The sequence below is a fragment of the Kitasatospora sp. NPDC056181 genome (assembly GCF_042266225.1).
In the GTDB taxonomy this organism is placed as follows: domain Bacteria; phylum Actinomycetota; class Actinomycetes; order Streptomycetales; family Streptomycetaceae; genus Kitasatospora.
In genome coordinates, this window is record NZ_JBHJUK010000193.1 from 1 (window position 1) to 12,958 (window position 12,958).

12 protein-coding genes are annotated in these 12,958 nt (G+C 74.1%); 6 read left to right on the forward strand and 6 right to left on the reverse strand.

Annotation, left to right across the window (positions count from 1 at the left end):
- Positions 1 to 177: 177 nt before the first annotated feature.
- Positions 178 to 1,419 carry a serine hydrolase domain-containing protein gene (locus tag ACFC1F_RS39270; protein WP_376165982.1) on the forward strand — a complete coding sequence of 414 codons (1,242 nt, stop codon included), beginning with the start codon at positions 178 to 180 and terminating at the stop codon, positions 1,417 to 1,419.
- Between the two features lie 70 nt (positions 1,420 to 1,489).
- A complete protein-coding gene (locus tag ACFC1F_RS39275) occupies positions 1,490 to 2,467 on the forward strand; it encodes a sigma-70 family RNA polymerase sigma factor (RefSeq protein ID WP_376165985.1) in 978 nt (325 codons plus the stop codon).
- On the opposite strand, the gene ACFC1F_RS39280 is transcribed toward ACFC1F_RS39275, so the two are convergent.
- Positions 2,375 to 2,710, reverse strand: a complete 336-nt coding sequence (locus tag ACFC1F_RS39280; protein WP_376165987.1) for an STAS domain-containing protein — start codon at positions 2,708 to 2,710, stop codon at positions 2,375 to 2,377. The two genes, ACFC1F_RS39275 and ACFC1F_RS39280, sit on opposite strands and share 93 nt — an antisense overlap.
- Before the next feature lie 125 nt (positions 2,711 to 2,835).
- Here ACFC1F_RS39280 and ACFC1F_RS39285 point away from each other — a divergent pair, with 125 nt between their 5' ends.
- Positions 2,836 to 3,432, forward strand: a complete 597-nt coding sequence (locus ACFC1F_RS39285) for an NUDIX domain-containing protein (RefSeq protein ID WP_376165989.1) — start codon at positions 2,836 to 2,838, stop codon at positions 3,430 to 3,432.
- Positions 3,433 to 3,477: 45 nt separating this feature from the next.
- Here the strand turns inward: ACFC1F_RS39285 and ACFC1F_RS39290 are convergent, their stop codons facing one another.
- Both ACFC1F_RS39290 and ACFC1F_RS39295 read right to left on the reverse strand, forming a co-directional pair.
- Positions 3,478 to 4,227 carry a Clp protease N-terminal domain-containing protein gene (locus tag ACFC1F_RS39290; protein WP_376165991.1) on the reverse strand — a complete coding sequence of 250 codons (750 nt, stop codon included), beginning with the start codon at positions 4,225 to 4,227 and terminating at the stop codon, positions 3,478 to 3,480.
- A gap of 100 nt (positions 4,228 to 4,327) precedes the next feature.
- Positions 4,328 to 4,774, reverse strand: coding sequence for a GNAT family N-acetyltransferase (locus tag ACFC1F_RS39295; protein WP_376165993.1), 447 nt, complete (start codon positions 4,772 to 4,774; stop codon positions 4,328 to 4,330).
- Between the two features lie 84 nt (positions 4,775 to 4,858).
- On the opposite strand from ACFC1F_RS39295, the gene ACFC1F_RS39300 reads away from it, so the two are divergent.
- The gene (locus tag ACFC1F_RS39300) at positions 4,859 to 5,431 is read left to right on the forward strand and encodes a GNAT family N-acetyltransferase (RefSeq protein ID WP_376165995.1); all 573 of its coding nucleotides are present in this window, start codon (positions 4,859 to 4,861) and stop codon (positions 5,429 to 5,431) included.
- Positions 5,432 to 5,529: 98 nt separating this feature from the next.
- On the opposite strand, the gene ACFC1F_RS39305 is transcribed toward ACFC1F_RS39300, so the two are convergent.
- The 3 genes from ACFC1F_RS39305 to ACFC1F_RS39315 all read right to left on the reverse strand — a co-directional run bounded on the left by ACFC1F_RS39305 (position 5,530) and on the right by ACFC1F_RS39315 (position 10,039).
- A complete protein-coding gene (locus ACFC1F_RS39305; protein ID WP_376165997.1) occupies positions 5,530 to 6,267 on the reverse strand; it encodes a tyrosine-protein phosphatase in 738 nt (245 codons plus the stop codon).
- 116 nt (positions 6,268 to 6,383) lie between these two features.
- Positions 6,384 to 7,169, reverse strand: coding sequence for a VC0807 family protein (locus ACFC1F_RS39310; RefSeq protein ID WP_376165999.1), 786 nt, complete (start codon positions 7,167 to 7,169; stop codon positions 6,384 to 6,386).
- 302 nt (positions 7,170 to 7,471) lie between these two features.
- The gene (locus tag ACFC1F_RS39315) at positions 7,472 to 10,039 is read right to left on the reverse strand and encodes a beta strand repeat-containing protein (protein WP_376166001.1); all 2,568 of its coding nucleotides are present in this window, start codon (positions 10,037 to 10,039) and stop codon (positions 7,472 to 7,474) included.
- Positions 10,040 to 10,678: 639 nt separating this feature from the next.
- Between ACFC1F_RS39315 and ACFC1F_RS39320 the strand changes: the two genes are divergently transcribed.
- Both ACFC1F_RS39320 and ACFC1F_RS39325 read left to right on the forward strand, forming a co-directional pair.
- Positions 10,679 to 11,548, forward strand: coding sequence for an RNA polymerase sigma factor (locus ACFC1F_RS39320; RefSeq protein WP_376166005.1), 870 nt, complete (start codon positions 10,679 to 10,681; stop codon positions 11,546 to 11,548).
- Entirely contained in the window at positions 11,545 to 12,615 is a 1,071-nt protein-coding gene (locus ACFC1F_RS39325; RefSeq protein WP_376166003.1) for a hypothetical protein, read from the forward strand. The genes ACFC1F_RS39320 and ACFC1F_RS39325 overlap by 4 nt, the downstream gene beginning before the upstream one ends.
- The last annotated feature ends 343 nt before the right edge of the window (positions 12,616 to 12,958 follow it).

Consider the following 12,958-nt stretch of genomic DNA (forward strand, 5'->3'; position numbering starts at 1 on the left):
GCCGAGCACGGGCTCCCCGCCCCCGACGGCTGCCCGGGTGCCGGCCCCGGGATCTCTCGGGGTCGGCTCCGGGCCGCCTGGGGGGCCGTCCCGGATGGCCGCCGCGTCGTACTCCAACAGACTCGTTCCCGGAAAGAGCACGAACCGCCGGACGAGCCACAGTTGGAGACCAGCCCGATGAACACCGCGCAGCGCCACCGCCGTTGGACCACCCTCGCCGTCTCCGGCGCCCTGCTGGCCGCCGTCGCCGCCGGTGCCGCGACGCCGGCCCTGGCCGCCGACCGGACGGCGGGCGGCGCGAGTTCGGCCGACGCCGCCGTCCGCCTGGCCGGTCCGCTCGACCGCGAGGCGCTGGCGAAGACGCTGGCGGGCCTGCCGGACGACGGCATCACCGGCGCGCTGGTCCGGGTCGACGGCAGGGGCGGCCGGTGGGCCGGCACGGCGGGTGACGTCCCGGCGGACGCCCGGTTCCGGATCGGCAGCATCTCCAAGGTCTTCACCGCCACCGTGGTGCTCCAGCTCGCCGCCGAGCGGAAGCTCGACCTGGACGGCACCGTCCAGCAGTACCTGCCCGGCCTCCTTCCGGCGTCCTACCCGCCGGTCACCGTCGGCCAGTTGCTCGACCACACCAGTGGTCTGCCGGGCGGCGGCGGCCTCACCTCCGGGGACGGCAGCGAGAGCTGGTTCGCCGCGCACAAGGCCGACTCCTGGACGCCCGCCCAGGTGGTCGCGGACGCCGTCAAGCAGCCGATGGGCTTCGCGCCGGGCACCGCGCAGCAGTACAACGGCATCAACACGTTCGTCGCCGGGATGGTGGTCGAGAAGGTCACCGGCCGCACCTTCGCCCGGGAGGTGCAGACCCGGATCGCCCGCCCGCTCGGCCTGCGCGACACCGTCGTCCCGGACCGCGACGACCTCACCCTGACCGGTCCGCACGCGAAGGTCTCCGTGGACGTCGGCGGCCAGGCGGGCCCCCGGCAGCTGGTGGACGTCACCGAGCAGAGCCCCTGGCCGTGGGCGGAGGGCGGCATGATCTCCTCCGCCGGCGACCTGGACCGGTTCATGACCGCGCTGCTCCGCGGCCGGCTGCTGCCGCCCGCCCAGCAGGCCGAGCTGTTCGACGTCCCGGACGTGCCCAACCACCGCAACAAGAACTGCGAGATCGGCCCGACCGCCGGTCACGCCTGCTTCTCCAAGGGCCTGATGAGCGCCACCCTGCCCAACGGCGTCGTGGTGTGGGGCAAGACCGGCTCCCGCCCCGGCTACACCAGCGGTGTCTTCGCCACCAAGGACCTCAGCCGCAAGGTGGTCTACTCGGTCAACCCGACCAACGTCTCCGGCACCGAGTTCCCCAGGGTGTGGCAGATCGTGACCACCTCCTTCGGCTCCGGCCAGAAGTACGGCGACCAGCCGGAGTAGGGCCGTTGTCGGTGGGCTGCGGTACGTTCGTGCCGATCGCTGGTGGGTTTGGTGGACACGGGGGCGCGCGATGGCCGACCTGATGACGGAGGAGCCGGTCGAGCTCCAGCTGGAGCGGTACCGGACGGAGCTGACGGGCTACTGCTACCGCATGCTCGGCTCGGTCTTCGAGGCCGAGGACGCGGTGCAGGAGACGATGATCCGCGCCTGGCGCGGCCACCGGGGCTTCGAGGGCCGGGCCGCGCTGCGGTCCTGGCTGTACCGGATCGCCACCAACGTCTGCCTGGACGCGCTGAACGGCCGCAACGGCCGGGCCCGTCCGATGGACCTGGCGGGGCCGTCCACCGTGGCCACCGCGACCGACGCCCAACTGCCCGAGGTGACGTGGATCGGCCCGGCGCCGGACGGCCGGGTGGTGCCCGAGACGGGGGACCCGGCCGAGGTGGCCGCCCAGCGCGAGTCGGTGCGGCTGGCGTTCGTCGCCGCGCTCCAGCGGCTGGCGCCCCGGCAGCGGGCGGTGCTGATCCTGCGTGAGGTGCTGGGCTGGAAGGCGGCCGAGGTCGCCGAACTGCTGGGCGTCACCGTGGCGTCCGTGAACAGCGCGCTCCAGCGGGCGCGGGCGGTGCTCTCCACGGACGCCGCGGCGGTCCGCCCGGCGTCCGCGCTGGACGCGGACCACCAGGCACTGCTCTCCCGCTACGTCTCGGCCTTCGAGGCGTACGACATGGACGGGCTGGCGGCGCTGCTGCACGAGGACGTCACGCTCAACATGCCGCCGTTCGAGCTGTGGCTGACCGGGCACGCCGACATCCGCGAGTGGATGCTCGGCCCGGGCCACGGCTGCCGGGGCTCGCGGCTGGTCCCGGTGGAGGCCAACGGCAGCCCGGCCTTCGGGCAGTACCGGCCGAGCCCGGCGGGCGGCCACGAGCCGTGGGCGCTGATCGTGCTGGAGGTGTCAGAGGGCCGGATCACCGGGCTCACCAACTTCCTCGACACCGATGTGCTCTTCCCGCTCTTCGGCCTTCCGCCCAGGCTGGACGCCGAGTAGCTCCGGCAGGCCGTCCTCCGCGACCGGCGGCAGCACACCGGCCAGCCCGCTGAACGCGAGCAGCTCCCGCAGGGGGCCGCTCGCGTTCTTCAGTTCCACCCGGACGCCGTGCCGGGCGGCGGCGAGCCGTAGTCGGGCGAGGGCGTCCACGACGGCCAGGTCGGCGCCGGGAAGTGCGGCGAGGTCGCAGGTCAGCGGTTGGTCCTGCGACGGGGGCAGGGGTGTCTCCTGGTGGGTGTTCACGGAGGTTGGACCGGAGCGCCGGGCGAGTCTCATCGGTCCGCCGGAAGAAAGACCGTGGCGCGCCGTGCTCCGGCACGGGTGGCAGAGTGGGCGGCAGTTGCCCCAGCGTCGGAGGAGGACCGCCCGTGTCGGCAGAGCCGTTGAAGTCCGAGCCTTTGAAGTCCGAGCCCTCGGAGTCCGAGTCTTTGGAGTCCGAGCCCTCGGAGTCCGAGCCCTCGGAGTCCGGGCCGTCGGAGCCCGAGCCGTTGCGGTCCAGGGAGGAGTGGCTGGCGTCCCTGCCGCGGGTCTACGCGGCCGCCGGGTGCGTGCTGCGGGACGCGTCGGGCCGGATCCTGATCGTGAAGGCCGGCTACCGGGAGCACTGGCAGTTCCCGGGCGGCACGATCGACCTCGGGGAGGGGCCCGCCGAGTGCGCCGCGCGGGAGCTGACCGAGGAGACCGGGCTGGTCCGGCCGGCCGGCGACCTGCTGGCGATCTCCTGGACCCACCCCTCCGCCGAACTCGACCACCCGGCAGGGCACTTCCTCTTCGACTTCGGCACCGTCCCGGACGGCACCCCCGTGACCGTCCCGGCCGGTGAACTGGACGACTACCGCTGGGCCGGCGACGAGGAGGCGCTCGAACTCCTCGGCCCGGCAAGGTCCCTGCGGTTGCGGGCGGCCATGGAGGCGGCCGCCGACGGGCGGGTGCGGATCGTCACCACCCACGTGTCCGGCTTCTGACGCCGCCCTGGCCCCCGGGGTGTGCCGGGGGCCGGGGCGATGCGCTCACTCCTGCGTGTCGGCGCGCGCCGCGATGTACGCCGCGACGGCCTCCGCGGTGAAGGTCTCCGTCTCGGTCTTGTCCACGCCGAGGTCGGTGAGCGGGCCCGCGCCGTTCGCCTGCTCCAGCAGCGCGAGCAGGATGTGCTCGGTGCCGACGTAGTTGTGCCCGAGCTTGAGCGCCTCGCGGAAGGTCAGCTCCAGCACCTTCTTGCCCTCGGCGTCGTACGGGATCAGCCCGGGCGTCTCGTCGGCCGCGGCGGGCAGCGTGGGGGTGACCGCCTCCCGGACGGCGTCCGGGGTGATGCCCTGGGCGGCCAGGGCCTTGACGGCCAGGCCCTCCGGCTCGGCGAGCAGGCCGAGCAGGATGTGCCCGGTGCCGATCTCGGCGTTGCCGGCCCGGCGGGCCTCCTCCTGCGACTCCATCACCACGTGCCGTGCCCGGGGGGTGAAGCGGCTGAAGCCCTGGCTGGGGTCGAGGTCGGCGGGCGTGCCCGGGTCCTTGGGGACGAACCGCTTCTGGGCGGCCTGCTTGCTGACGCCCATGCTGTGGCCGATGTCGGTCCAGGAGGCGCCGGAGCGGCGGGCCTGGTCGACGAAGTGGCCGATCAGGTGGTCGGCGAGGTCGCCGAGGTGGTCGGCGGCGATGACCGCGTCGGAGAGCTGGTCGAGCGCGTCGCTGTGGACCTTCTTGATCGCGTCGATCAGGTCGTCGAGGCGCAGCGGAGTGGTCTTGGGAACAACGGGATTCTCCATGCGTCAACCGTAGGTTGTCGACCCGGGATCGTCAACCATCGGTTGACGATGTTCCGAGTTGTGGCGATCGGTTGTCCTTGGAGCCCGACGGGCCCGGTGTTCAGATGGTCAGCTTGAACCCGTCGTGACTGCGCGCGAAGCCGAGCGAGGCGTAGAAGCGGTGGGCCTCGGTGCGGCGCTTGTTGCTGGTCAGCTGGACCAGCGTGCAGCCGCGGTCACGGGCCCGCCCGACGGCCCGGGTCAGCAGCTCACGCCCGAGGCCGGCGCCCCGGCGGTCGGCGCGCACCCGGACGGCCTCGATCAGCGCGCGCTCCTCGCCGTGCCGGCCGAGCCCGGGGATGTAGGTGAGCTGGAGGCAGCCGAGCACCGTGCCGTCGCCCTCGTCCAGGACCATCAGCTCGTTGCGGGCGTCCGCGTCCACGTCGGCGAAGGCGCGGGCGTAGGCTTCGTCGACCTGCACGGTGGCGGGGTCGGTCACCCGGTCCTCGTCGGCGAGCAGGGCGATGACGGCGGGCAGGTCCTGGCGGGTGGCGGTACGGAAGATCACGCCCGGAGTCTGCCAGAGGCGGTCCGGCAGGGGCGGTGCGGCAGGGGTGCCGACGGCGGTGCCGGCAGGGTTTTGAGGAGGGACGTGCGGATACTCACCGCGCCGGAGGCCGAGGTGCCCGGCGAACTCAAGCTCCAGGTGGCCGCGTTGCAGGACCAGGCCTGGCCGGGCCCGCCGGTGCCGTCCACGGCGCTGGTGCACGACCCGGTGCTGAGCCCGGTGTCGATGCTGCTGCTGGACGGCGATCGCGTGGTGGCCGCGCTCGACGTGCTCTCCAAGGAACTGGACCACGCCGGGCGGACGTTCGCGGCGAGCGGGCTGAGCGCCGTGGTCACCGACCGGGCGCGGCGCGGCCGCGGGTACGGGCGGAGGCTGGTGGCGGCCGCCCGCGCCGCTGTCGCGCGGGGCGGTGCGGACCTCGGCCTGTTCACCTGCGACCGCGGCCTCCGCGGGTTCTACGAGGGTGCGGGCTGGGAGCTGCTGCCGGGCGCGGTGCTGGTCGGCGGGACGGCCGAGGAGCCGTTCCCCAGTGACCAGGAGGGCTTCGACAAGGTCACCATGGCCGGCTTCTTCACCGACCGTGCCGCCCGGCACCGGCCGGACTTCGAGGGCCGCCGGATAGCGCTGCACCCGGGTGACATCGACCGGCTCTGGTGACCGGCGCGCGGCCCGTGTTCTGCGGTGCGTCCGGTGGCCGGCGGTGCGTCCCGTGACCGGCCACGGACCGGGCGGTCCGCTGCGCGCCGGGCGGTCCGCTACGCGTTGAGCAGCCGGGCGCGGACGGCGGCGAGGTCGGCCGGGTCGACGCCGGCGGCGAGCAGGTAGCCGGCCGGGTCGAAGCCGTCGAGCGTGGCGTACAGGGCGGCCTCGGCGGTGGTGCCGGCCTCGGCGAGCACCGCGTCGATCCGGAGGTGCTGGTCGGGCAGGCCGAGCATCCCGTACAGCGGGCGGACGTTGGGGGCGCTGAGCAGGTAGTCGGCGACGATCTCGGAGGGCTCGGCACCCACGAGGGCGAGCAGCAGCAGGGCGGCGAGGCCGGTGCGGTCACGGCCGGCGCCGCAGTGCACGACCAGCCCGCCGGGCCGGGCACCGGCGATCGTGGTGACCAGTTCGGCGGCGGCGTGCGCGCAGTGGTCCAGGTAGGGGCGGAGGGCGAGCGGGGTGCCGTCCAGCCTTCCGTACGTCTCCCACCAGGCGGGGCCGGCCAGTTCGTCCAGCGGGACGCGGATCAGCTCGACGCCCTCGGGGAGGGGGAGGAGGGGCTTGTACTCCTCGATGTTGCGCAGGTCGACGACGGTGCGTATGCCGTGGTCGAGGAGGGTGTCCCAGCCCTCGGCGGTGAGGCGGTCCAGGTTGTCGGCCCGGACGATCGCGCGGTGGGCGGTCCGGCCGCCGCCGGTGGTGCGGATTCCGCCGAGGTCGCGGACGTTGAGGCAGCCGTCCCAGACCAGCGTGCGGTCGTCGGTGGTGGTCTGCGCGTGCGTCCGGCTCATCAGGTCCCCGTTTCTCACCGGGGGTCCGTTACCCCCTCGTTATCAAGGACTATCGGGGCGGTCGGATGGTTCCTCGGTTGTGTGACCTGGCGTCAGCAGCGCTCCGGCCGGGGCTTTCAGCAGGCGGTCGGCTCGGCGGCCTCGGCGCGGACCAGCTTCTCCATCGGCTCGGCGGCGGTCTGGCCGAGCAGCGAGCCGACGACGATCGCGCCCACCAGGAGGACGGTGGAGAGCCAGGCCATCGTCGACACCGGGAGGGTGAAGGCGCCGACCACGCGGGCCGTGCACTCGGTCAGCAGGGCGACGCCCCAGATCCCCGAGAGGAGGCGCTCGTAGCGGCGGAACGAGGCGGAGCGGGCCGCCCGGCCCTCGGTCAGCCGCTGCCAGGCGGCGGAACGGGCCCGGTCGCCCCTGGTCAGGAAGGGCATCACCATCGGCGACATCAGCGGCCGGCCGATCAGCGCGGAGACGAGGATCGCCAGCGCGAGGCTGCCGCTGAGCGCGCCGTCCTTGGCGAGCATCAGCCGGGCGTCGCCGGTGACGGTGGTGAGTGCCAGGCCGACGACGTTGACGCCGAGCATCATCGACGCCCACAGGTTGAGCCTGCGCTCGCGGAGCAGGCCGGCGACGGTCCGGGCGGCCGGGATCGCGCCGCTCCAGGCGAGGGCGGCGAACTCGCTCATGCCGAACGCGGAGTGCAGCAGGTAGTAGCCGGCCAGTGGGGCGGCGACGTCCAGGGCGAGCGGGCGGAGGCCGGCGGCGAGCGGGTTCGGCGCCTTGGCGGTGGCCGTGCCGTCGGCGGCCGCCATGTCGTCGGTGCTCCTGGCGACCGTGGCGGGGGCGGGGGCGGGGGCGGGGGCGGGGGCGGTGACGGTGGCGGGGGCGCTGAGGGTCTGGCTCACGGTGGGTTCCTCCCCGGACTGGCTGCTCGGCCTGCGGGCCGTTGCCCGCGTCGTGCCTCCAGTTTCCTGGCCCGACCCTCCGTCAGAGCAGTGCCGCCCGTTGCAGGATCCGCATGACAGTTGTCACAGTGCGCGTCGTGACGGGCCCGCCTTCGTGCACAAGGACACGGTCTCGACGAGGGCGACCGTGGCCAGGACCTGAGGGAGCGCATCCCTACTGACCTCGGCTGGGCCGGCAAGGCAACTGACAAGGGCCCGGTGCGGCGTTCGAGTCGCCGCACCGGGCCCCTGATCTGCGGGCGTCAGTTGTTCTGGTAGAAGCCGAACATGTCGACGATCAGGTCACTGGTGCCGCCGGCCCCGTTCCAGAAATCGATGATGTTGTTGGCACCCGTCGGCGCCTGGACCAGGTTGGGCACCGTCCCCCCGGCCGTCCAGTTCAGCGAGGAGACCGACGGCGGCGACAGCGGCGCGAAGGTGTTCCCCGCGTACTGGGTCAGGGTGTTCGGGTCGGGGGCGACGCTCAGGTGACCGTCCGACGTGGTGTCGGTCATCGTCGCGTTCAGCGCGAACGCGGTGATGTTGGGCTGGCCCGACACCGGCATGTAGACGTAGCTCCAGGGGCCGACCGGGCCGTACTGCCACTTGGTGGTGTCACGGGTGTCCAGCAGGCGGGTCGGGGTGACCGGCAGGTAGGCGCTCCTGCCGGTGGGGCTGTAGTAGCCGACCACGTCCACGATCACGTCGGAGGAGGCCCCGGCTGCGTTCAGCACCTGGATCGTGCCGTCCGAACCGACGGGGACGACAACCGAGTTGGCGACCGTCTGCCCGGCCGTGAAGTTCAGGTTCGACGCGTTGGGCGCCTGCTGGCCGCCCGGGTAGACGGTCAGGTGACCGGCGGTGCCCGGGTTGGTCACGGTCACGTTCAGCGCCACCGCCGTGATGCCCGAGGCGGGCAGCTGACCGCCCGCCGCACCGGCGATCTGCACCGGCAACGCCTGCCCGGCACCCACCGGCGACTGCGGCGCACCCGTGCCGTACCGGGTGTCCACCAGACGCGAGGGCGAGACCGAGGTGTACCCGGCAGCCGCCGACCGCACGAAGTACCCGGTGATGTCCACCACCAGGTCCAGCGAAGGACCGGCGTTGACCAGATCTACGTACCCGCCGGCCCCGACCGGCGCCACCACCATGTTCGGAACCGTCTGCCCCGCCACGTAGTTGACGTTCGACGTGGTCGGCACCGCCGAACCGTCCCCGAACACCGTCACGTGCCCGGCACCGGTGGTGTCCGTCACCGTCACGTTCAGCACCGCGGCCGTCGCACCCGCCGGAATGCCGTTCGCACCCGCCACCTGCACCCGGGTCGTCGAGTACCCCCCGACCTTCGGCGTCCCACTGCCGTCCCGACTGTCCAACAGACGCGTCGGACCGAACGCCACGTACTCCGAACCGGACGTGGTGACGGTGATGCTGTTGGTCGCCGCATTGCCGAACTGGTCGGTGACGGTGACCTTCGCCGTGTAGGTGCCGAGCTTCGGATAGGTGTGCGGGCTCTGCGGCGGGCTGTCCGGGCGGCCGGTGGCGTGGGTGGTGGTGCCGTCACCCCAGGCGATGTCATAGGTGAGCGTCTGCACGTCGCTGGTGACGTTGATGCCGACGTACACGCTGTAGGCGGTGTTGTCCGTGCCGGTCAGCGCCACGGCCAGGTTGGGGTTGGCGTCGAACTCCTCGGCCCCCCGGCTGGTGTGGGGACTGGTCCCGAAGAAGTCCGAGCGCAGCGCCCCGGGCGCGGCCGGGTTGGCCGAGTTGATCGCGGCGGAACCCACCTGGGGCTGGATGTCGACGACGGAGGACTGGTTCGGCCTCAGGTAGGTCGAGGTCGCCTGCACGGTGTCGTTGGTGTCGTGGGCGCCCTGGGCCACAGCGGACTGGAAGCCGGCCAGGGTCGGGTACGTGGTGCCGGCCCAGCTGTAGGGCGCGGTGGCGTCGGTGCCGTAGACGTAGAAGTCGTTGTAGTCGGCCGTGGTGCCGGCGGCCGATCCGGGCGAGACGGTGATGTCCGCAGCCCAGGTCAGTCCGTATCCGGAGCAGTTCGACCGGTACGTCCCCATGTAGTCGGTGCTCGGGTTGGCGTCCTCGATGAGGTTGTTCTCGACGCTGACGCCGGACGAGGTGCCTTCGAGGTCGACCGCGGAGCCGCAGCCGCGCTGGATCGTGTTGCCGACGACGTTCAGGCCGTTCACGCCGGTCGCGGTGATGCCGGCGTCGGCCAGCACGTCTCCGGCGAGGGAGACGTTGGCCGCCCCGGAGGCGACGGTGATCGCCCGGGCCCCGGTCCGGGAGAAGCCGGTGTCGACATAGGTCCGGCTCACGGTGACGTTGCTGGAGGCGCCGTCGATGGTGAGGGCGTCGGCTCCGGCGAAGTTGCTGGACGGGCTGACGAAGCTGGAGTCGATGGTCACCCCGGTGGACCCGACGACCTCGACCGCGGCCGCATTGCCCGAGGTCAGCACGAGGTTGCTGACCGTCACGTTGGAGACGTGGTCGAGCACGAGCGCGGGCTTGCCGCTGTTGGCGTTGCCCGCGCTGACCCAGGCCTGGGGGCCGGTACCGACGATCGAGATGCCGGACGTCCGGACCGTCACGGACTCCGGGGAGGAGTACCCCGAGGACGACAGGACGTCGACGGTGTCACCGGGCTGCGCGGCGTTCACCGCGTCCTGCAGGAGGCAGTAGGGGCTGGCCTGGGTGCCCGCGCCGGACCCCTGGGTGCAGGGCGCCGCAGAGAACGCGGCGTACAGCGTCCGGCCGGTACCCGTGGTGACCGGACCGGACGTGGCCGGGGCGCCGGATGGCGCCGGTGGCACCGGTGTCAACCGGACCGAGTTGCTCGCCGGGCTGGAGAATCCCGGAGGACTGATCGGCGGGACGAACGGCATGTAGGCGGGGTGCGGCACGGCGTTCCCACCGGACGATCCGGCCGCGTGGACCATTCCCGGTGAGAGTGCGAGACCGGCCGCGAGAACCGCGGCCGACGCGACAAGACGGCGGTAGGACACTGGCCCCTCTGTCAGGTACGTGAAGCAAAGCAAGAGATGGGGCGGTCAGGCTACCGATCCCCGCCGGCAACCTGTCCGGGGCCCCATCCGCTGTCCTGGGGCGCTTGGCCGCGGCGGAGCAGAGCGGGCGCGGCACCGCCGATCGGCCGAAGGCCGAAGTCCCACGGCCTGCTGAAGCAACGGCATGGCCGCCGAGGGGCCCGGGACGACTCCTGCCCGCTCCCCGGGGACGGCCCGCCGACGCCCGGGAGACGACTGTCGCGCGCTCCGCGGGGCGATGCCGCGCGCTCCCCGGGACCGGCCCGCGCGCTCCCCGGGACGACTTCCGCCCGCTCCGCGGGGCCGGCCCGCCGACGCTCCGGGACGGTGCCGGCCGACCCGCCGGGGCCCCGCGGCGGGCCTCCGGTGACCCGGGCGACGCGGAAACGATCGCCCGGATGGCGCATGATGTGGCGGGTGCAGAGTGCAGAGCGCCCCGGAGCGGGCACCGACAGCCCCGTCGGCCGGCCCGGACCGGCACCGACGTCGGGCCCACCGCCCGGCCCCCCGTCCGCCCCACCCCCGGAGGCCGCCCCCGCCGACCTGTCGGCCGCGGTCCGGGCCGCGCAGGACGGGGACGAGGAGGCGTTCCGGCTGTTGTTCCGGAGTGTGCAGCCGGGCCTTCTCCGCTACCTCCGGGTACTGGTCGGCGGCCGCCCCGAGGACGCCCAGGACGCCGAGGACATCGCCTCCGAGGCCTGGCTGCAGATCGCCCGCGACCTGCGCACCTTCTCCGGGGACGGGGACGGCTTCCGCGGTTGGGCGGCCACCATCGCCCGCAACCGCGCGCTCGACCACCTGCGGGCCCGGCGCCGCCGCCCGGTCGCCGACCTGCCGTTCGAGTACCTGTCCGAGCTGGCCGCCGGGGACGACACGGCCGGTGCGGCGTTGGCCTCCGTCGGCACGGCGGACGCGCTGGCCCTGATCTCCCGGCTGCCCCGCGACCAGGCCGAGGCGGTGCTGCTGCGGGTGGTGATGGAGCTGGATGCGGAGAGCGCCGCGCGGGTGCTCGGCAAGAAGTCGGGCAGCGTGCGGATGGCCGCGCACCGGGGACTGCGCCGGCTGGCCAAGGTGCTGGAGCAGTCCTTCGCTGCGGGCGTGGGGATCCCGGCCCAGCCGCTTGCCGGGCCGTCCGGGCAGCCGGTCCGGCAAGCGGCTGGGCGCGGGGCGGGGCCGGTGGCCGGGCCCGCCGCCGGGCCGGTCGAGAGGGGCGGGAAAAAAAATTCTGCGCAGGGTGTGACAGAACGCCGGGCCGCGACGCTGAAGGACATGAGATGAGCACCAACCGATCCCGTCGGATCGACCGCGACACGGCCGAGCAGCTGCTCGGCGGTGCTGTGGGCGGACCGTCGGCCGGGCAGGACGCCTCGCTCACCGGACCGGAGGACGGCACCAGGGCACTCGCCCACGTGCTGGCCGCCGCAGCCGCCCCGGCGGTGGCGGGCGAACTGGCCGGGGAGGAGGCCGCCCTGGCCGCGTTCCGGGAGGCCCGTCTCGCGCCTGCTCCCGCTGTACCCGCCGCACCCGCACCCGTCCGGAGACGATCGATGGCAACCGCCGCCCTCGCCAGGGCCTTCAGCACGAAGGCCGCTGCCGTCGTGCTCGGGGCCACGGCGCTCGGCGGTGTGGCGGTCGCGGCCGGCACGGGCAACCTGCCGTCCGCGCTCGGCGGCGCCGGCGGGTCGGACCGCCCGCCGGTGGGCCCGGCCGTCGTCGGCACGTCCTCCGCCCCGGGGACGGGCTCCGGCGGCGCCTCGAAGGGCCGGCATCCAGTCGACGGCTCGTCGGCCTCCGGTCCGTCCACCGGTGGTCCCTCCTCCGGTGCCCCCTCCGCCGGCGGCGCGTCCGCCGGGGCGGGGAAGCCGTCGGCGCCCGGCGCCTCGCCCTCCGGGGACACCCGGGGCGGGCAGGCCCAGGCGGCGATGGTCGCCCTCTGCCGGGGGTTCACCGGCCGGACGGGCAAGGGCGAGCGCCCGCGCCTGCTGGTCGCGGACCCGCAGTTCGGCGCGCTGGTCGCGGCGGCCGGCGGTCCGGACAAGGTGGAGGACTACTGCGGGGAGGCACTCCGGCGCGCGGGCGACGACGACCGCCAGGGCGCCACCCCGCAGCCCCGCAGCAGCAACGACGGCGACGACACCGGTGGCAACACCGGTGGCGGCGGCAACACCGGCGGAAACACCGGTGGCAACGACGGCGGTAACGACGGCGGTAACGGGAAGGGCGCCGGTACCGGCGGCAAGGGCGGTGCGAGCACCCCGGCACTGCCCGCCGTCCCGACGCTCCCCGGAGCCGGCCCGAAGCCGGACCGCACCGACAAGCCGGTCGACGCCTCACCCAAGAGGTAACCCCAGAACTCCGGATGGGCGGCGAGCGAATCCCCCCGGGCCCGTCGCCCATCCGGACCGAACCACCCGCTCCACCCGGCAGTACCCGCTCCACCCGGCAGTACCGCAGTACCGCAGTACCAGCACCACCCGCAGACTCCGGGTGGCCGGTCGGCTCCCCCGTGCCCACCGTCCGCCCGGCCGGCCCCGGCCGGACCGGCAGGCGCACCCCGGACGCGCCACCGGACCGGCCAGGACCGGATCCGTGGGGCCCCCCCCCCCCCCCGCGGGGCGGGCGCCCCCCCCCCCCCCCCCCCCCACCAGGGCCCCCCCGGGGCCCGCCCCAGGGTGGGCAACCCGCCGC

What these genes read in the sequence shown, in the direction of transcription:
- ACFC1F_RS39270 (WP_376165982.1), top strand. Translation starts at nt 178, where the DNA reads ATGAACACCGCGCAGCGCCACCGCCGTTGGACCACCCTCGCCGTCTCC.
- ACFC1F_RS39275 (WP_376165985.1), top strand. Translation starts at nt 1,490, where the DNA reads ATGGCCGACCTGATGACGGAGGAGCCGGTCGAGCTCCAGCTGGAGCGG.
- ACFC1F_RS39290 (WP_376165991.1), bottom strand. Translation starts at nt 4,227, where the DNA reads ATGGAGAATCCCGTTGTTCCCAAGACCACTCCGCTGCGCCTCGACGAC.
- ACFC1F_RS39305 (WP_376165997.1), bottom strand. Translation starts at nt 6,267, where the DNA reads ATGAGCCGGACGCACGCGCAGACCACCACCGACGACCGCACGCTGGTC.
- ACFC1F_RS39320 (WP_376166005.1), top strand. Translation starts at nt 10,679, where the DNA reads ATGTGGCGGGTGCAGAGTGCAGAGCGCCCCGGAGCGGGCACCGACAGC.
- ACFC1F_RS39325 (WP_376166003.1), top strand. Translation starts at nt 11,545, where the DNA reads ATGAGCACCAACCGATCCCGTCGGATCGACCGCGACACGGCCGAGCAG.